Source organism: Paeniglutamicibacter sp. GQ140, assembly GCF_059759235.1.
The window spans coordinates 41,463-60,123 of sequence record NZ_JCAXDW010000013.1; the positions used below are offsets into that span (position 1 = coordinate 41,463).

The 18,661-nt window shown below is 69.5% G+C and carries 13 protein-coding genes; 6 read left to right on the forward strand and 7 right to left on the reverse strand.

What is annotated here, in order from left to right; all coding sequences use genetic code 11:
- Positions 1-32: 32 nt before the first annotated feature.
- Both AC6CHY_RS16310 and AC6CHY_RS16315 read right to left on the reverse strand, forming a co-directional pair.
- A complete protein-coding gene (locus AC6CHY_RS16310; protein ID WP_498227402.1) occupies positions 33-1,142 on the reverse strand; it encodes a resuscitation-promoting factor in 1,110 nt (369 codons plus the stop codon).
- Between the two features lie 321 nt (positions 1,143-1,463).
- Positions 1,464-2,423, reverse strand: a complete 960-nt coding sequence (locus AC6CHY_RS16315; protein ID WP_498227403.1) for a TatD family hydrolase — start codon at positions 2,421-2,423, stop codon at positions 1,464-1,466.
- 182 nt (positions 2,424-2,605) lie between these two features.
- Here AC6CHY_RS16315 and AC6CHY_RS16320 point away from each other — a divergent pair, with 182 nt between their 5' ends.
- From AC6CHY_RS16320 to AC6CHY_RS16330, 3 genes are read left to right on the forward strand one after another with little or no spacing between them, the layout of a single operon-like run.
- Positions 2,606-3,586, forward strand: a complete 981-nt coding sequence (locus tag AC6CHY_RS16320; RefSeq protein WP_217388671.1) for an AAA family ATPase — start codon at positions 2,606-2,608, stop codon at positions 3,584-3,586.
- Positions 3,587-3,620: 34 nt separating this feature from the next.
- Positions 3,621-5,036, forward strand: a complete 1,416-nt coding sequence (locus AC6CHY_RS16325; protein WP_217388670.1) for a DUF58 domain-containing protein — start codon at positions 3,621-3,623, stop codon at positions 5,034-5,036.
- Positions 5,033-7,480 (forward strand): transglutaminase TgpA family protein, encoded by a 2,448-nt coding sequence (locus AC6CHY_RS16330; RefSeq protein ID WP_498227404.1) that lies wholly within the window; start codon positions 5,033-5,035, stop codon positions 7,478-7,480. The genes AC6CHY_RS16325 and AC6CHY_RS16330 overlap by 4 nt, the downstream gene beginning before the upstream one ends.
- Here AC6CHY_RS16330 and AC6CHY_RS16335 read toward each other — a convergent pair.
- Entirely contained in the window at positions 7,462-8,862 is a 1,401-nt protein-coding gene (locus AC6CHY_RS16335; protein WP_498227405.1) for a sugar nucleotide-binding protein, read from the reverse strand. The two genes, AC6CHY_RS16330 and AC6CHY_RS16335, sit on opposite strands and share 19 nt — an antisense overlap.
- Positions 8,859-9,899, reverse strand: a complete 1,041-nt coding sequence (rfbB, locus tag AC6CHY_RS16340) for a dTDP-glucose 4,6-dehydratase (RefSeq protein WP_498227406.1) — start codon at positions 9,897-9,899, stop codon at positions 8,859-8,861. Before rfbB ends, AC6CHY_RS16335 begins: the two co-directional genes overlap by 4 nt.
- Positions 9,900-9,956: 57 nt before the next feature.
- Here rfbB and rfbA point away from each other — a divergent pair, with 57 nt between their 5' ends.
- Positions 9,957-10,841, forward strand: a complete 885-nt coding sequence (gene rfbA / locus AC6CHY_RS16345; RefSeq protein ID WP_498227407.1) for a glucose-1-phosphate thymidylyltransferase RfbA — start codon at positions 9,957-9,959, stop codon at positions 10,839-10,841.
- Positions 10,842-10,928: 87 nt separating this feature from the next.
- Here rfbA and AC6CHY_RS16350 read toward each other — a convergent pair whose 3' ends face one another.
- On the reverse strand, positions 10,929-12,413 hold the full coding sequence (locus tag AC6CHY_RS16350) for an NAD-dependent succinate-semialdehyde dehydrogenase (protein WP_217388665.1): 1,485 nt from the start codon (positions 12,411-12,413) through the stop codon (positions 10,929-10,931).
- 182 nt (positions 12,414-12,595) lie between these two features.
- Positions 12,596-13,444: a 16S rRNA (cytidine(1402)-2'-O)-methyltransferase gene (rsmI, locus tag AC6CHY_RS16355; protein WP_217388664.1), complete on the reverse strand. Its 849-nt coding sequence runs from the start codon at positions 13,442-13,444 to the stop codon at positions 12,596-12,598.
- 65 nt (positions 13,445-13,509) lie between these two features.
- On the opposite strand from rsmI, the gene AC6CHY_RS16360 reads away from it, so the two are divergent.
- Together AC6CHY_RS16360 and AC6CHY_RS16365 are read left to right on the forward strand one after the other, a co-directional pair.
- Positions 13,510-15,117 carry a dolichyl-phosphate-mannose--protein mannosyltransferase gene (locus AC6CHY_RS16360; RefSeq protein ID WP_217388663.1) on the forward strand — a complete coding sequence of 536 codons (1,608 nt, stop codon included), beginning with the start codon at positions 13,510-13,512 and terminating at the stop codon, positions 15,115-15,117.
- Between the two features lie 44 nt (positions 15,118-15,161).
- Positions 15,162-17,039, forward strand: a complete 1,878-nt coding sequence (locus AC6CHY_RS16365) for an AMP-dependent synthetase/ligase (RefSeq protein WP_498227408.1) — start codon at positions 15,162-15,164, stop codon at positions 17,037-17,039.
- A gap of 85 nt (positions 17,040-17,124) precedes the next feature.
- Here AC6CHY_RS16365 and AC6CHY_RS16370 read toward each other — a convergent pair whose 3' ends face one another.
- Positions 17,125-18,525: a TIGR01906 family membrane protein gene (locus tag AC6CHY_RS16370; protein WP_498227409.1), complete on the reverse strand. Its 1,401-nt coding sequence runs from the start codon at positions 18,523-18,525 to the stop codon at positions 17,125-17,127.
- Between the last annotated feature and the right edge of the window lie 136 nt (positions 18,526-18,661).

Sequence of the window (18,661 nt, forward strand, 5' to 3'; positions counted from 1 at the left end):
TGGTGCGTCGGGCCGGTGGGCCCGGGAGGAGCCTAGCGCAGGCCCAGCTTGCTGGAGCATGCCGGCCAGTGGCCCCAGCCGCCGCTGCGGCGCAGCACCTCGGCCGTGGCAACCTGCTCGGAGGCCGAAGCCAGGTGCGGCAGCGGAGCGTACTTGCCGCCGCCGGCACCGAGCCAGCTGCTGGCGGAGAACTGCAGTCCGCCGTAGTAGCCGTTGCCGGTGTTGATCGACCAGTTTCCGCCGGACTCGCACTTGGCCAGGGCGGCCCAGGTGCTCGAGACGCTGCCGGAGGTCGCCGGGGCCTTCGGCTCCGCCTTCGGCTTGGGCTTGGGCTTGGTGCCCACGGAGATCTCGGCGTCGACGGCCTTGGTGGTGATCTTGTTGCTGGCGAGTTCGCGCTTGGATTCCTTGCCGTCGCGCAGCGTCACGGTGTAGGTGAGGGTGCGTTCGCCGTCCTTGCCCTCTTCCAGGGTCTTCTTGGTGCCGACCAGCGCGTCGGAATCCTTGACGGTGTCGGTGCCGTGGTCGATGACCTCGGTCTCGGTGACGGTCTTGGTCTTCACGCGGACGATCTTCAGTTCCATGTCCTGGGTGATCGCGTCGGATTGGTTCGCGTTGAGCTCGTCGTCCTTGCCCAGGGAGAGCTTCGCTTCCTTGAGCGCGGCGCCGACGGTCTCGGCGGTGGTGTTCAGCTTCTTGGTCTTGCCATCGGCCTTGATGGACACGTCCTTGGGAGTGGAAATGTCGATCGGGGTGACCAGCGCGGCGAGGGACAGTGCCCGGCCCTGCTCGATCTGCGCCTTTTCGGAAAGGTTGAGTTGGTCCACGACGTCCGCCACGGTCAGTCCGGTGGTGTGCACGACGCGGTCCACGCCATCGATGCTCACGTTGACTTCCTTGTGGCGCTTGATGTCGATGACGGCTCCGTCGGCAACCGGTGCGTCCAGTGCCGGGGTGATGACATCGCGCTCATCGAGTGTGATCGATGAGTCCTCCAAGACATCGGCCACGGTGGCGGCGCGAGTGGTTATGCTCTGGCTTTCGCCATCGACGGCCACCGCAAGGGTCTTGCTGCCGCCGACGAACATGACAAGACCGAGGATCAACGCGGTCAAAACGGCTGCTTGCGCGCCGATCTTCACCCAACGATTCTTAAGGGCATTCTGCACAGGATTCCAAACTTAGGTTCAACCCGGGCACGGGGGGCAGATCGATGCGTACACGGCGGGTGAACGGTTGCCCCCGGAAAAACCCGGACGCAGCCCGCCGTGTGCCCATTGATTGGTGCGAGCACAATCCAATTCTTGTCATCTGTCGATGTCGCGCCCGGCGCGGGTTTCCCCGCCGCAGGCAGAATCAAATGCACCCGGGAACCTTCCCCGATCCCGGCTACTAAAAACCAACCGTAACCGAATCGTAATAAGGCCGCAAGCACTTCGTGCTTGCCTTGTGCACGAAATGGGCTAGAAGTCCCCGTAGACACGCCGCGTGTTTGCGGCCAGGGTCCGGCAGTACTCCTCCAGGTCGACGCCCATGGTTTCGGCCATGAAGCGCACCGTTTGCGGGATCAGGTAACTGGCGTTCGGGCGGCCCCTGTAGGGGTGCGGCGTGAGGAACGGGGCGTCGGTCTCCACCAGCACCAATTCGGGGTTGGCCACCGACAATGCATCACGCAGGTCATGCGAGTTCTTGAATGTCACGGTGCCGGAGAAGGAGAGGTACCAGCCGTTGGCGTTGCAGATCTCCGCCAGTTCCGCGTCCCCGGAAAAACAGTGGAAGACCACGCGCTCGGGGAGTTCCTCGCTTCCCAGGACGCGCACCACATCGAGATGTGCGTCACGATCGTGGATTTGCAGGGCCTTGGAGTGCTCGCGGGCGATGCGGATGTGCTCGCGGAAGGAGTGCTCCTGGGCCGGCCGGCCCGCCTCGCCGGTGCGGAAATAGTCAAGTCCGGTTTCGCCCACGGCACGCACGCGCTCATGGGCGGCCAGCTCCTCGATCCGGGCTATCGCGCCCTCCAGGTCCCCGGTCGCGGCCAGGCGTGCGGCGTCGTTGGGGTGGATGGCCACGGCGGCCAGCACCCGCGGGTCCCCGGCGGCGGCGCGCACGGCAAATTCGGAGGACTCCACGTCGCAACCGACCTGAATGACCCCTGGCACCCCCACGGCATTTGCCGCATCCAGCGCCTCGGCGACGGTGACATGGATCGAGCCGTCACGGAAATCCAGGTGCGTGTGGTTGTCCGGCACGCCAAAGGGCAACGGTGCCGGGGCGGGAGGGTAGGAGAGGTCGCGCTTCTTGCCCTGCTCGTCCTGGGCGCTCCGGGCCGGCGCTCCCGATCCGCCCGCCGCCGGGGCCGGCAGGTAGGCATCGGGCACCCCCCGGGTCCGTGAGTTTTCCACTTGCTGGTTTGCCGTTGACATGGATGCCACGTCCCCTTCAATACGTGCCCCGGCCTCCCGGGGCAATGAGCACTCGCCCATCCAGCGTACGCGGATGGGCGACTCGGCGGCATTTGCGTGATGCAGGGCACAGCATTGGCGGTATCGTGGGGATGAAGGGCTTTGACCGCCCGCCAATCGGATGCGCTCCAGGAGGACGTTGCATGTCGCTTTCCACCGAGTCCCAGGTTCTTCCCGCCGACGAATTCGGCCGGGTCTGCGAAGAAGTGCTGGCCGGGATTGCCACCGTGATCGACGGCAAGGCGGAGGTGGCACGCACCGCCCTGACAGTGCTGCTTGCCCAGGGGCACCTGTTGCTGGAGGACGTGCCGGGGGTCGGCAAGACCATGCTGGCCAAGACCCTGGCCAAGTCGGTTGACTGCACGGTGCACCGCATCCAGTTCACCCCGGACCTGTTGCCCTCGGATGTGACGGGGGTGTCGATCTTCAACCAGAACACCCACGAGTTCCAGTTCCGGCCCGGCCCGGTCTTCGCGCACATCGTCATCGGCGACGAGATCAACCGGGCCAACGCCAAGACCCAGTCGGCCCTGCTCGAATGCATGGAGGAGGGACAGGTCACCGTCGACGGGATCACCCACCGGCTGGAGACCCCCTTCATGGTGATCGCCACGCAGAACCCCATCGAGCTCGAGGGCACCTTCCCGCTGCCCGAGGCGCAGCGCGACAGGTTCATGGCCAAGATCTCCATGGGCTACCCGGATGCCGCCGCGGAGATGGCGATGCTCGAAACCCACCAGTCAACCTCGCCGCTGGATGACCTGCGCCCGGTGCTGGACCTGGAGGCCCTGCACACGCTGATCAACACCGTCGCGGCCGTCTACGTCTCCGAGCCCGTGAAGGAATACGTCGTGGCCCTGGGCCGGGCGACCCGGGAGCATTCGGACATCCGGCTGGGCGCCTCCCCGCGTTCCCTGCTGCAGCTGCTGCGGGCGGCCAAGGCCGAGGCGGCGCTCAACGCCCGCGACTACGTGCTGCCCGAGGACGTGCGCAACATCGCCTCCAAGGTGCTCGGACACCGCCTGATCCTGCACCGCCGGGCCGAGGCCGCCGGCGCCAACCCCGAATCCATCCTCGTGGCCATCCTCAACGCGATACCGGTGCGCGCCGGGGCCCGCGGCTAGCAGCGGGCGCGACAGAGACACGCATGAGGCACGCATGAGCACCAACTCCGCGGAACCCGGCGAGTTCCGCGAATCCCCTTCCCACGGCCGCTTTGCCATAGCCCAACGGCCGGCGACGCTGCGCGAAAAGGTCCACCTCGGATTCCTCACCGCGCGCGGCTGGGGCCTTTTCGCCTCCGGCGCCATCGCCCTGCTGCTCGCGTTCATGCTGGGGCGGCGCGAGCTGCTGGCCGTGTCCCTGTTCCTGCTGCTCACCCCGCTGCTGGCAGCCTTCCTGCTGCGCTTCGGCAACCCCGCGCTAAACGTGGCCCGCACCTTCAACCCGCCGCAGGCAACCACCGATTCCCCGGTGCGGGTGCGGCTGCACATCACCCACACCGGGCGGGCCGGCGCCTCGATTCCGCTCACCGACACCCTGCCCGAGGACTTCGGCACGGGCCCGGGGTTCAGCTATCCCTCACGCAATGCGGTGCAGGGCTCCGGCAGCTGGTACGAATACCGGTTGCGGCCCGCCACCCGCGGCATCTATGCCGTCGGACCGGTGCGGGCGCAGGTGGCCGACGTCTTCGGGCTCGCCGCCCGCCCCGCCGCCCTCGATGCGCCCAGCGCCCTGATTGCCCTGCCGGTGTGCGAGGCGCTCGAGCCCACCGGCATCCCCGGCGAACACGGCTCCCATGGGCAGGCCGCCTCCAACCGCCGGCTGACCCCCGATTCCTTCGAGGTGATGACCCGCGAGTACCGTCCCGGGGACACCGTGCGGCGCATCCACTGGCCCGCCACCGCCAGGCGCGGCTCGTTGATGGTGCGCCAGGAGGACTACCGGGCCACCCCGCGGGCGGTGATCATGCTTGACCGCTCCCGCGCGGCCTTCCTGGCCCAGGGCGTGGGCGCCGAGCCGACCCTGTCGATCCCGCAATTCACCTCCGCCCCCAAGGACTCCAGCCGGAGATTCGAGTGGGCGCTGCACGCGGCGCTCGGCGTCGGCGCCTACCTGGCGCAGACGGGGTTCGGCATCGACCTGATCGACCACCGCGGCCAGGGGGTCAACGACGTCTCCGCCTCGGGCACCGAGGAAGCAGGGGAGCTTTTTGCCGGGCCCCACGCCACTGCCCGGATGCAACAGGCACTTGCGGCCCTGGGCCTCGAGGACGCCGGGGCGGTCCGCCAGGACACGGCCAGGGCCACGCTCGCCGCGGCCTTGAAGGAACGCATGCGCGAGCACGGCGACAGGCTGGTGCTGATCCTTGGCGAGCCCACCGAGGAGCAGGCAGACGCCTGGCTCGAGGTCGTCGGCGCGCGCAGCAGGGTGACGGTGCTGTGCGTGGCGAATCGCGAGGCTCACCTGCACCCGGTGATCTCCCGCTTCCGGCAGGCCGGCTGGTCCGCCGTCGCGGTGAACCCGAAAACCACACTCACCGAGGCCTGGGGCGAATTGGGGCGGCAGACATGAGCACAGCGACCCTGCCCCGGACCCGCACCCCGGAACCGGCGCGCCCCGCCGCGGCACCCCGGAGACCCGCTTCCGGGATCCCGGCGGCCGCCTTCGCGGCGCTGGCCACGCTCGTGGCGATGCTCGGGGCCACCGCCGCACTGCACGGGGTCATCAGCGGCTGGGGGTGGATGCTCCAGGTGTTCGTGGTCGTGGCGTGCATCGTGCTTGCCACCAACCTGGTGCGGTGCCTCACCACCCGCCGCTACCTGGCTACGCTTGCGGGGGCAGCGGTGGCGGTCATGTCGCTGACCTTGCTGTTTTTCTCCAACACCGCCTGGCTGGGCGTGATTCCCACCGGATCGACCTACCGCGCCCTGCTGAAGGTCTGGGCGCTGGCCAACGAGGAAATGGGCTCCCAGGTGCCGCCGGTGCAGACCACCGGGGTCATCGTGTTCTCCATCTGTGTCTGGGCCGCCGCGGTGGCGCTGGCCGTGGACACCCTGGCCTTCGAGATCAACGCCGCCGCACTTTCCGGCATCCCGCTGGCGCTGTTGCTGTCCATCGCCTCGCTCTTCGAGCCGCACGGGGCCGGCATCGCCACGGTGTGCGTCACCGCGGTGGGCTACCTGTTGATCTTGGCCGCATCCCGGTGGCTTTCGGCAGGTGCCCGCACCGGCAAGCGCCGTGCCGTCGAGCTTGCGGCCCCGCAAGGGGAATCCTCGGTGCGGCCCTCCCCCGCGCCGCAGGCTCGCGGGGCGCTGCTGCAGGGCGGCGCCCTGGTCGCCGGTGCGCTGATCACGCTGCTGGTGCTGCCCGCGGCCATCCCCGGGTTCTCCAAGGGCATGCTCACCGAGGGCACCCGTCCGTCCTGGGGTAGGCTCGCGACCAACATCGACCCCCTGGTCTCGCTGGGCAACGACCTGCGCAGCCGTTCCTCCGGCACCGTGCTGCGCTACTTCACCGACTCGGATTCCCCCACCTACCTGCGCACCTCGGTGATCGGCCAGCTGGCGGCCGACCGCTGGCTGCCGGACCCGGACGCCTACCGGGTCCCGGCCACCGAGAACCTGGTGACCCGCGCCTTCCCGAGTGCCTTCGAGTCGGCGCAACCCGTCTTCACCCGGGTTCTCACCGACAGGTACCGCGGCGCCTGGATGCCGCTGCCGGGGAACGCGATCACGCTCAACGGCCTGGGCGGAAACTGGGGGTGGAGCCCCGACACCGGCACCCTGCTGGCCGCCGAGGACCAGGAGCCCCAGGCCGCGGACTACTCCGTGATGAGCGTGAACCCGAAGATCAGCGCGCGGATGCTGGCGGACCTGTCCTCCTCGATCCCGCGCGGCTTCTTCGCGGAGGTGGACCCGCAATACCTGCAGCTGCCCGGGGACGTGCCCCGGTCCCTGGCGCGGGCCACGGAGGCGGCGACGGAAAATGCCGGGGCGGACCCGTATGACCAGGCCGTCGCCATCCAGGACTACCTGCGTTCGGCGGCCTTCACGTACTCGGAGCAGACCCCGGTCCAGGACGGCTACGACGGCAGCGGCATGGACGTCATCGACGCATTCCTGGAGGAAAAGGCAGGCTACTGCGTGCACTTCGCCTCCACCATGGCCCTGATGTCCCGCGAGCTGGGCATCCCCAGCCGGCTGGTCACCGGCTACGCCCCCGGCACTCCCACCGGGGTGTCGATCACCGGGCAGGACGGCACGGAACTGGGCGAATTCACCGTCAGCTCGCGCAACGCCCATGCCTGGCCGGAGCTCTACTTCCCCGGGGCCGGGTGGATTGCGTTCGAGCCGACCCCCGGGCGCGGGGTCCCGCCGGCCTATGCGCCGGCGTTGCCCGCACCCAGCGCCGGCTCCGCCCTGGAGTCGAACCCGACCAACCCGGCCAATTCCGCGTCGAATACCGCCTCCGCCGAGGCATCCTCCGACGCACCCGCCGCGGCACCGGGCGGCGGACCCGGCACCGGGACCCCGGCCCCGGACGTGGCGCGCATCGCGCTGGTCGTGTTGCTGGCGGGGACCGTGCCGTGGGCGCTGCGCCGGATCCAGCGCACCAACCGCCTGGCACGCATGCGCCGGCACGGGCACGCGGAGGTTCGCAGCGGGAAGGAAACCGGGCCCGCGGCGGCCTGGGCGGAACTCGTGGCCCTGGGCATTGACTACTCCTGGCCCATGCGCCTTGACGAGTCGGCCGGGGACTATGCCCGGCGCCTGGCACGCACCTTCCCCGCGGCCACCGACGCCCTGGCTTTGCTGGCCGGCGCCTACGAGCTCCAACGCTACGCGCGCCCGAGGCCCGGCCCCGACCCGGCGGCCTTGGAGGCCGCGCTGGCGGACGCGAGGCGGGCCCTGGCCGCCTCGATGGGGGCCGGCGAGCGCCTGGGGCGCGGCCTGTGGCCCCGTTCGCTCTTCGCCCCGCGCCCGCTGGAACCGGCGGGCTACGCCTCGGCCAGGTAGTCGGCCAGGGCCTCGAACTGGTCCCTCGGCGTGAACCCGGTGGCGTTGATCTTGGCCAGGTCAAGGGTGCTGTTCGCGGGACGCGGGGCAATGCCGGGCCGGGAGCCGTAGTAGGCGGCGGTGGAGGTCGGGGTGATCCGGCCCGGGTCCTGGCCCAGCACGGTGAAGACCTCGGCGGCCAGCCGCGCCCAGGAGGCCGGCTCACCTGCGTTGCTCAGGTTGTAGGTTCCTGCCGGAGCCCCGGTCTCCAACAGGTGCAGGATCCCGGCCGCCAGGTCCGTGGCGAACCCCAGGCGCCCGACCTGGTCATCGACGACCACCGGGTCCACCCCGCCGGAGGCCAGTCGGGCCATGGTGGCCACGAAGTTGTTTCCGTCCCCCACCACCCAGCTGGTGCGCACGAGGTAGTGCCTGGGCACGCCCGCCACGATGGCGTCCCCGGCGGCCTTGGTCTGCCCGTAGACCCCCAGCGGGCTGGGGGTCTCGTCCTCGGGGTGCACGGTGCGTTCGCCGTCGAAGACGTAGTCGCTGGAGAGGTGCACCAGGGTGAGGTTGTGTGCGGTGCACGCCGCGGCCAGGGCGGCCAGGGCGGTGACGTTGGTGGCCCACGCCTCGCGGCGGCCCGCTGGCGTCTGTGCCTCGTCCACCTTCGTGTAGGCCGCGGCGTTGATGACCGTTGCATAGGCGGAGAAGTCCACGGCTGCCAGCTGTGCCGGATCCGCGATGTCCAGCTGCGCCCGCGTCCGGAAGTCGAATCCGCCGCCGGGCGGCGCCAGCGCGGCCAGGGCCCGACCCACCTGCCCGTTGGCCCCCAGCACCAGCGTCCTGGGCGGCACCACGGGCACCACCGCCTCCAGGTGCGGGTGCGTCCTGTCGGCCTCCGACACGGTGGCCCGCTCCAGCGGGATGGGCCAGGGGATGTCGGCCCGCGAGTCGGCGAGGTTCAGGAAAGTGTACTTGGCGGCGGCGGCCGCGCTCCAGTGCTCGGTGACCAGGTAGCTGTATCCGGTGTCGGGTTCCAGGGTCTGGAAGCCGTTGCCTACCCCGCGCGGGACAAAGACGGCCTGACCCGGGCCCAGCCTGGTGCTGAAGCTCGCCCCGAAGCCCTCCCCGGCGCGCAGGTCGACCCAGGCGCCGAAGACCGCCCCGCCCACGACCGCCACGTACTTGTCCCACGGCTCGGCGTGGATGCCGCGGGTGGTGCCGGGGTTGCGGTTGAAGGAGACGTTGTTTTGCACGGGCCGGAAATCCGGCAGCCCTGCGGCCACCATTTTTTCGCGCTGCCAGTTCTCCTTGAACCAGCCGCGCGCGTCCTCGTGGACGGGCAGCTGGATGAGCAACAGCCCCGGGATCCCGGTCTGCTGCACCACGGGTCCGCTCATGCCCCGCCTCCGTCGGTTCCGGCATCCTCGGTGCCCCGGGCCGCGGCCTGTTGCACGTAGCGGTCCTCGGTCCCGGCCTTGGCCCCCTCCCACCACCAGGGGTTCTGCCGGTACCAATCGATGGTTCGCGCCAGTCCGGCGGACAGGTCCCGGTGTGCCGGGCTCCAGCCGAGTTCCTCGCGCAGCATCGTGGAGTCGATCCCGTAGCGCAGGTCGTGGCCCGGCCTGTCGGCAACGCTGTCGAAGGCCGCGGCGTCCTGGCCCATGAGGCCCAGGATCAGCTCGAGCACCTCGCGGTTGTTCTTCTCCCCGTCGGCGCCGATGAGGTAGGTCTTGCCCGGGGTTCCGCGGTTGACGATTTCCCACACGGCCGAGGAGTGGTCCTCGACGTGGATCCAGTCGCGGACGTTGGCCCCGGTGCCGTAGAGCTTGGGCCGCACCCCGTGCAGGATGTTGGTGATCTGCCGCGGGATGAACTTCTCCACGTGCTGGTACGGGCCGTAGTTGTTGGAGCAATTGCTGATGGTGGCGCGGACCCCGAAGGAGCGCCCCCACGCCCGCACCAGCATGTCCGATGCCGCCTTGGTGGAGGAATACGGGCTGGAGGGGTTGTAGGGGGTGGTCTCGGTGAACCGGGCCGGGTCGTCGAGTTCCAGGTCCCCGTAGACCTCGTCGGTGGAAATGTGGTGGAAGCGCACCTCGTGCCGCCGCACCGCCTCCAGCAAGGTGTAGGTGCCCACGACATTGGTGTCCAAAAACGGCCGGGGGTCGAAGAGCGAGTTGTCGTTGTGCGACTCGGCGGCAAAGTGCACCACCGCGTCCGCGTCCGCCACCAGCCCGTCGACCAGTGGCGCATCGGTGATGTCCCCGACCACCACGTGCAGCCGGGACCTGTCCAGCCCGTGCAGCGATTGGAGGTTGCCCGCATAGGTCAAGGCGTCGAGGACGGTTATTCCAGCGTCGGAGTGCTCGATCAAGTAGTGCACGAAGTTGGCCCCAATGAATCCCGCACCCCCGGTTACCAGGATTCTTTTCATGGTTGCAAGGCTAGCGCCCCTCCCCAACCACGGCTAGATGTGCCTACTATGGGCCCCATGAAGGGGATCATACTTGCTGGGGGAACCGGATCGCGCCTGCATCCAATCACACATGGGATTTCAAAACAGCTCGTGCCTGTTTACGACAAGCCCATGATCTACTACCCGCTGAGCACGCTGATGCTCGCGGGCATCACCGAAATCCTGGTCATCACCACACCTGCCGACGCACACCAGTTCCGCGGGCTGCTGGGCGACGGGTCGCAGTTCGGGATCCGGATCGACTACGCCGTCCAGGAGTCGCCCGACGGGCTGGCGCAGGCCTTCCTCATCGGGGCGGAGCACATCGGCGACGGGCCGGTGGCCCTGGTGTTGGGCGACAACATCTTCTACGGGCCCGGCTTCGGCACGCAGCTGGGCGATTTCCATGCCGACGGCGGGGCCTCGATCTTCGGGTACTGGGTCAAGGACCCGGGAGCCTACGGGGTGGTGGAATTCAGCAAGGAGGGGAAGGCGATTTCGCTGGAGGAAAAGCCGGCGAGCCCCAGGAGCCACTATGCGGTCCCCGGGCTCTATTTCTACGACAACACCGTGATCGAACGGGCCAGGGAGCTGGCACCCTCGGCCCGCGGGGAGCTGGAAATCACCGACATCAACCGGCAATACCTCGAGGAGGGCTCGCTGCGGGTGAACGTGCTGGCCCGCGGCACCGCCTGGCTGGACACCGGGACCTTCGACTCGCTGAACGACGCCTCGAACTTCATCCGCACCATCGAGGCGCGGCAGGGGCTGAAGATCGGGGTCCCCGAGGAAGTTGCCTGGCGCCGCGGATTGATCGACGATGAGGCGCTGGAGGCGTGCGCGGCGAAGCTGGGCAAGAGCGGCTACGGCGACTACCTGCATGCGCTGCTGGGGCACGATTTCGAGGACCCCTACCACTAGGGAAAAACGCACGGCGCCCCTTGCTCCGCGCCTCACCTCGAGGGGGACGGGCGGAGCAGGGGGCGCCGTGCGTGCGTGCCGGTGTTTCTAGCGTGCCGCGTACGGGTCGGCGATGCCGATGTACTGGGTCGTGGTGTATTCGGCCAGGCCCTCGGCGCCGCCCTCGCGGCCCAGGCCCGACTGCTTCACGCCGCCGAACGGGGCGGCGGCGTTGGAAATGACGCCGGCGTTGAAGCCGACCAGGCCGAATTCGATCTGCTCCGCGACGCGGAAGAGGCGGTTGTGGTCGCGGGTGTAGATGTAGGAGGCCAGTCCGTACTCGGAGGCGTTGGCCAGTTCGATGGCGTGCGCCTCGTCGCGGAAGGTGGTCACCGGGGCTACGGGTCCGAAGATTTCCTGGCGCAGGATCTCGGCGTCGTTGGCGACGTTGGAGAGCACGGTGGGTGCGTAGAAGTAGCCCGGGCCATCGATCGGGGCGCCGCCGGTCTCGGCAACGGCGCCGGCCTCGACTGCCTTGGAAACAAGGGCGTGGATGTCGTCGCGGGCACCGGAGTCGATGATCGGTCCGACGTTGGTGGCTGCCTCTGTGCCGCGGCCGGTCTTCAGCGCGCCCATGGCGGCGGAGAACTTGGCGATGAATTCCTTGGCCACGGACTCGTGGACCAGGAAGCGGTTGGCCGCGGTGCAGGCCTCGCCCATGTTGCGCATCTTCGCAGCCATGGCGCCCTCGACGGCGGCGTCCAGGTCTGCATCCTCGAAGACCAGGAACGGCGCGTTGCCGCCCAGTTCCATGGAGGTGCGCAGCACCTTGTCCGCGGCGTCCTTCATGAGCATCTTGCCCACGGCGGTGGAACCGGTGAAGGAGACCTTGCGCAGGCGGTCGTCCTGCATCAGCGGGCCGGAGATCTTCGAGGCGCTCTTGGAGGAGACAACGTTCAGCACGCCGGCCGGCAGGCCGGCTTCCATCATGGTGGCGGCGAAGAGCTGGGAGGTCAGCGGGGTGAGCTTGGCGGGCTTGAGCACCATGGTGCAGCCGGCGGCGATGGCCGGGGCGACCTTGCGGGTGGCCATGGCCAGCGGGAAGTTCCACGGGGTGATCAGCAGGCACGGGCCGACCGGCTTGGTCTGCACGATCATCTTGTTCTTGCCCTCGGGGGTGGTGAGGTAGCGGCCGTAGTCGCGCACGGTCTCCTCGGAGAACCAGCGCAGGAACTCGGCGCCGTAGGTGACCTCGCCGCGGGCCTCGGCCAGCGGCTTGCCCATTTCCAGGCTCATCAGCAGCGCGAAGTCCTCGGCGCGCGCGGTGACCAGGTCGAAGGCGCGGCGCAGGATCTCGGCGCGCTCGCGCGGTGCGGTCAGGGCCCACTTGGACTGGATGGCATCCGCGGCGTCGAGGGCCGCCATCGCGTCCTCGGAGGTTGCGCTGGCCAGGGTGGCAAGCACCTTGCCGGTGGCGGGATCAACGACGTCGAAGGTTCCGCCGTCGGAGGCGTCGCGCCATTCGCCATTGATCAGCAAACCGGTCGGGATGGAGGCCAGTAGCTCGGCTTCGCGTTCGGGGGTAATGGTCATTGGGGCGTTCTCCCTTGAACAGTGGGGTGTTGCGAGAATTACAGGATCTTGTTGGTCTCCACGCTAGTGCCGCGGCAAGTTGCTGTAAATTTCTATCTGCACTATGACGCAGCCCCCATTTTGTGCAGGTACCCCAAGGGCGCTCCGACGCCGATTCGGGGCGCCGCTTCGGGGCCCCGGTCTCAGGCGCGGGCCTCGAGCACCGCCGCATAGAGTTCGCGCTTGGACACGCGCTCGGTCTCGGCCACCGCCGCCACCGCTTCCTTGAGCCGCAGGCCCTCGGAGACCAGTTGCTGCACCTGGGCCACGTGGTCGGTGGCGCGGGCAGGCTCCCCGGCGGGCGCGCCGGCGATGACCACGGCGATCTCCCCGCGAACCTCGCCCTCGGCCCAGAGCAGCAGCTCGTCGAGGTCCCCGCGGATGACCTCCTCGTACATCTTGGTCAGTTCCCGGGCGATGGCACCCCTGCGCCCGGGGCCGAAGGCGTCGCGCAGCGCGCGGATCATCGCGTCAAGCCGGTGCGGTGCCTCGAAGAAGACCATGGTGCGCTGCTCGGTGGCCAGGTCCTCGAGGCGCTTGGAGCGTTCCCCCGCCTTGCGGGGCAGGAAGCCCTCGAAGGTGAACCTGTCGGTGGGCAGCCCGGAAAGGGCCAGCGCGGTGAGCACCGCGGAGGGGCCGGGAACCGCGGTGACCGTGACGCCTGCCGCCACGGCCGCCTCGACCAGCTTGAAGCCGGGATCGGAGACCGCGGGCATGCCCGCGTCGGAGACCACCAGGATCGTGGCGCCGCCGGCGACCAGTTCCAGCAGCTCGGTGAGCCGGTGGGTTTCGTTGTGTTCGTGGTAGCTGATCAGCCGCCCGGGCACGCGGACGCCCAGCCCGGTGGCCAGGTGCAGGAATCTCCGGGTGTCCTCCGCGGCCACGATGTCTGCGCTCTTCATGAGCTCGATCAGGCGTGGGGACGCGTCGGAAAGGTTGCCAATGGGGGTCGCCGCGAGGACGATCTGGCCCGGGGTTTCTTGAGTTTCCACGCCCCAAGCCTACTGCCCGCGCGTGCCGCCGGATCCCGCCGGCGGGCGCCGGTAGAGTGTTGACGGTGACTACCGCATCCACGCAGAGACTTCGGCGCTGGGTCCTCCCGCCGGCCGGCGCCTTCGGGTTTGAGGCCCTGCGGGACCGTCTGGTGGGCCCGCTGCACCGGAGCGGGATCTGGGGGTGGATCGTTCCCCTTGCTGTCACCGTGCTCGCCGGGGTGTTGCGATTCACCAACCTCGGACACCCGCACCTGCTGATCTTCGACGAGACCTACTACGTCAAGGACGCCTACACCATGATGCAGGCGGGTTACGAGCTCGAATGGGGCGACGACCCCAACCCCGCGTTCATTGCCGGGCACCCGGAACCCCGGGACGGCGCCTCCTTTGTGGTCCATCCCCCGCTGGGCAAGTGGCTGATCGCCGGCGGCATGTGGCTCTTCGGCAGCGACAACGGCCTGGGCTGGCGCTTTTCCGCCGCGCTTTTTGGCACCCTCGCGGTGCTGCTGTGCGCGCTGGCGGCCCAGAAGCTGTTTTCCTCGGTGTTCCTGGGCGGTGTCGCGGGCCTGCTGGCCGCCATCGACGGGCACCAGCTGGTCATGTCCCGCACCGGGCTGCTTGACATCTTCCTGATGTTCTTCATCCTGGCCGGGTTCCTCGCCCTGCTCCTTGACCGCTTCCACGGGCGCGCGAAGCTGGCGCGGGCGCTGGCCACCGCGGACGGTGCCCGCCCGGCGGACCGGCTGCTGGCCTACGGCCCGTGGCTGTGGTGGCGGCCGTGGCGGCTGGTGGCCGGGGTGATGCTCGGGTGCGCGGCCGGGGTGAAGTGGTCGGCGCTGTCCTTCATTGCGGTGTTCGGGCTGATGACGGTGCTCTGGGACCTCTCGGCCCGGCGCCGCGCCGGGATCCGCCACTGGGTCCTCGCCGGGCTGACCCGCGACGGGATCCCGGCGTTCCTGCTCATCATTCCCACGGCCGTGGCGGTGTACCTGGCGACCTGGACCGGCTGGCTGCTCTCGGCCGACGGGCGCTACCGCCGGTGGGGCGCCGAGAACCCCTCGGAAGCCTGGGGCTGGGTCCCGGAGGCGCTGCGCTCGCTCGGCGAATACCACCGGGCCGCCTATGCCTTCCACGAGGGCTTGGGCTCGCCGCACGGCTGGGAATCATCGCCCTGGAGCTGGCTCTTTGCCGGGCGTCCAGTGCTCTTCTTCTACGAGTCGCGGAGCAACGGCGAATACGGGTGCACCTCGGCCCATTGCGTGCAGGCGATCACCGACCTGCCCAACCCCGTCATGTGGTGGGCGGCAACGCTGAGCCTGCTGCTGGTGCTCTTCTACTGGATCGGCGCCCGCGACTGGCGTGCAGGCGCGATCCTTTCGGCCCTGGCCGCGGGATTCCTGCCGTGGTTCGCCTACCCGGAGCGCACCATGTTCTTCTTCTATACGCTGCCCTTCGCCCCGTTCATGGTCCTGGCGCTGTGCTACGTGCTGGGCAGGTTCCTGCCTGGCGACCGCCAGGCGCCATGGCACGCCCGCCGGACGTTGTGGGGCGTGGGGATCTTCCTTGCCCTGGTCGTTGCCGTCTCCGCATTCTTCCTGCCGGTGTGGACCGGGGACATGGTCACCTACGGGAACTGGCGCAGCCACATCTGGATGCCCAGCTGGGGATAGACCCTATATTACCGGCAAGTAACATAGACTATGGCCCAGACCACATGCCGACCACCACCGGGAACCACCACACCATGCGCGAAGCCAGCACCGCTCTGATCCATGACCTGCCCCCGGAATTCAACACCACCCAATTGCTGGTCGACCGCCTGGCGCGGGAAGACGACGCCCCGCTTTTCAGCGTCAAGCGCGACGGGTCGTGGATCGACGTGTCCACCGCCGACTTCGTGGCCGACGTCCGCTCGCTGGCCAAGATGCTGCTGGCCGCCGGGATCGGCGCTGGACAATGCGTCGGGATCATGTCCCGCACCCGCTACGAATGGGCGCTGGCCGAGCAGGCCATCTGGTTCGCCGGCGCGGTGTCGGTGCCCATCTACGAGACCAGCTCCCCGCACCAGGTGGCGTGGATCCTTGAGGATTCCGGGGCACGCCATGTCTTCGCCGAGGATCCGGGGTGTGCCCGGGTCATCGGCCAGGCCGCCGGATCCCTGGGCGAGGAGGTCACTGTGTGGAGCTTCGAGCAGGAGGCCTCCCCCGCGGATTCCTGCATCCCGGCGGCCGGGCTGCGGGAGCTGGTGGCCGCGGGCGCGGCCAGCCAGGTCGGCGACGAACAGGTGGAAACCGCCAGGACCGCCGCTGGCCTGCGGGATCTGGCCACCCTGGTCTACACCTCCGGCACCACCGGACGGCCCAAGGGCTGCATGATGACCCACGCGAACTTCTCCCTCATTGCCGTGAACCTGGCACCGCACATGGCCCCGGTCCTGGGCACCGGTGAGCGGACCCTGATGTTCCTGCCGCTGGCACACGTCCTGGCCCGTGCCGTCCAGCAGGTCTGCGTGCACGCCGGATCGACCATTGCCCACACGCCCTCGGCCTCCACCCTGGTCCAGGACCTGGCCGCGGTGCGGCCCGGCTTCCTGCTGGCCGTTCCCCGGATCTTCGAAAAGATCCGCGCCACCGCCGCGGCCACGGCCCAGGCGGCCGGCAAGGAGCGGCTTTTCGCCCAGGCCGAGTCCGCCGCCATCGAATACTCCCGGAGCGCCGACGCCCGCGCCCGCGGGCTCGCCTCCCGCCGCTCCCCCGTCCGGCTGGCCAGGCATGCCCTGTTCAACAAGGTGCTCTACCCGAGGCTGCGGGCGGTGCTGGGCGGCCGGGTGCGCTACGCGATCTGCGGCGCCAGCGCGCTGAGCGCCGACCTGGCCCACTTCTTCCGCGGCGCCGGCGTGGGCCTGCTGGAGGGCTACGGGCTCACCGAGACCACCGCCCCCGCCACCGTGAACATGGCCGCAAACCCGCGCGTGGGTTCCGTGGGCGTCCCCATCCCGGGAACCACCATCCGGATCGCGCCGGACGGCGAGGTGCTGGTGCGGGGCATCGGCGTCTTTGCCGGGTACCACCGCAATGCGCGGGCCACCGCCGCGGCCTTTGACGGGGAGGGCTTCTTCCGGACCGGCGACACCGGGACGCTGGACGAGGCGGGGTTCCTGCGCATCACCGGGCGCAAGAAGGACATCCTGGTGACCGCCGGCGGCAAGAACGTGGCACCCGGGCCGCTGGAGGAAATCATCCGCTCCTCGCCCCTGGTCTCCCAGGTGGTCCTGGTGGGCGAGAACCGCCCGTTCATCGCCGCGCTGCTGACCCTGGACCCCGACGAAATTGCCCCGTGGTGCCGGGCCAACTCGCTGCCGGCGCTCTCGGTCGCCGAGGCGGCGGTCCACCCGGCCGTGCTCGCCGGGCTCCAGGCGGCGGTGGACGCGGCCAACGCCACGGTGTCCCGGGCCGAGGGCATCCGGAAGTTCGCCGTCCTGGACTCTGAGTTCACCGAGGAATCCGGGCACCTGACCCCGTCGCTGAAGGTGAAGCGGGCCAGCGTCGCCCACGACTTCCGCGCCCGGATCGACGAACTCTACTCCCGCTGAAAACGCCGCATAAACAGCGATTCCCGGGCGTTTCCCGGCCCCGGAACGGGGCGGGAAACACCCGGGAACCAGGTGCACCGGAAGGCTACAGCCCGAAGACCCGCTTTTCCTGGCGCAGGCGCGAGCCCTCGCGGCGCTTGGCCGTGGGCCAGGTGGCGAACAGGGTCACCAGGGCGGTGATGACCACCAGGCCGGCGATGCCGATGGCGGCGTCGATCCAGAACTGCGGCGGGTAGAGGCGGATCAGCGTGTCGGAGTAGTTGAACGTCCAGGTGCCGTTGGCGAAGAAGATCCGGTGGAAGGTGGTGAAGAAGCTTTCCCAGCCCAGGATCGCCAGGGTCGTGAGCCCGGCCAACAACACCAGGGTGGCCACGGATCCGGCAAAGAGCCCGCGGCGGATGCCGCCGGCATAGCGCTTGCCCAGGTAGGCCAGGGCAATGAGCGCGATGACGCCCAGGACGACCCCGCCCAGGTAGGTGAATGACATCACGAGCTTGACGTCGGCCATGTGCTGGACCTCGGTGCCCAGGAAGAGCGGGTTGCCGTTGGGATCGCGCAGCTCGCCCAGGTACCGGTTGTCGGCGACGTTGTTCAGAAAGTCCACGCCGTAGGACCCGTAGGTCAGCCTGTCGGCGGTGGTGAACCCGAAGCCGTCGGCCGGGAAGCCGGGGCGCTGGTAGGCGATCCAGAGGAAGACGGGGCTGGCGACCAGGCGGATCGCCAGGATCAGCAGCACGAACGGGTAGGCGATGGCCAGCAGCACCTGCAGGGTGCGGGCCAGCGGCGGCTTGGCCTCCAGGGCCGCCTCGCGGGCCGCCCGGCGTTCGCGGGCCGCGGGGGTCGGCTCGGGAACCGGGGTGTAGGCGCCGAAGACCCTGCTGCGCGCCTCGGCAATCGCGGAGGCGGTTTGCGGCGTGGCCGGGGCCACCGGCCGCGGCATGGCACGGGTCTTGTCCTGCGCGGCCGAGGCGTCGGACCCGGCCGGTGCCGCCGGCTTGTCGAGCTTGGTGGTTTCGGCATGTGGTTCCACCGGGATCTTGGCGATGATGTCCTCGACCTCCTCGGGTTCCTCCGCCTTGGGCTGCGCCGCGGGCTTGGCCGGGACGTCCTTCGCGCCGCCCGCCTCGGCGGACGAAGCAGGCGCCGGGGCTGTCTTCGCCGTGTCGGCGGGCTTCGGCGGCGCGGGGTCGGCCTTGGCCGGGGCCGTCGTTGTGGTTGCGGCCGGGGCCTGTGCCGGCTTGGCCGGTGCTCCCGCCGGTGCGGGCCCGGTCGTCGCGGCAGGCTTCACGGCCTTCGCCTCGGCTGCCTTCTGCGCAGCGGCCGCCCGGGAGGCAATCAGCGAGGCCTCGATCTTGGCGGCGGCCGACGCGGCGGCAGCGCTCAATGGGCCGGGAGCCGAATCCGTCTTGGCCCCGGCACCGGGCACCGCCGGTGCGGTGGCCGGAGTTCCCGGCTTGCCGGTCTGCGGTTCGTCCTGCTCAGCCATGCTTCTCCCTCAAAACTCTGACATGCGGTGCGCTTGCGGTGCGGGGCACGGCGGGCCGCCAGCGCCCACTGCCAAACACAGTCCCCAGCCTATCGAGCCGAGGGTTCACCCGGGGCCCACCAGCGCGTTTTCGCTC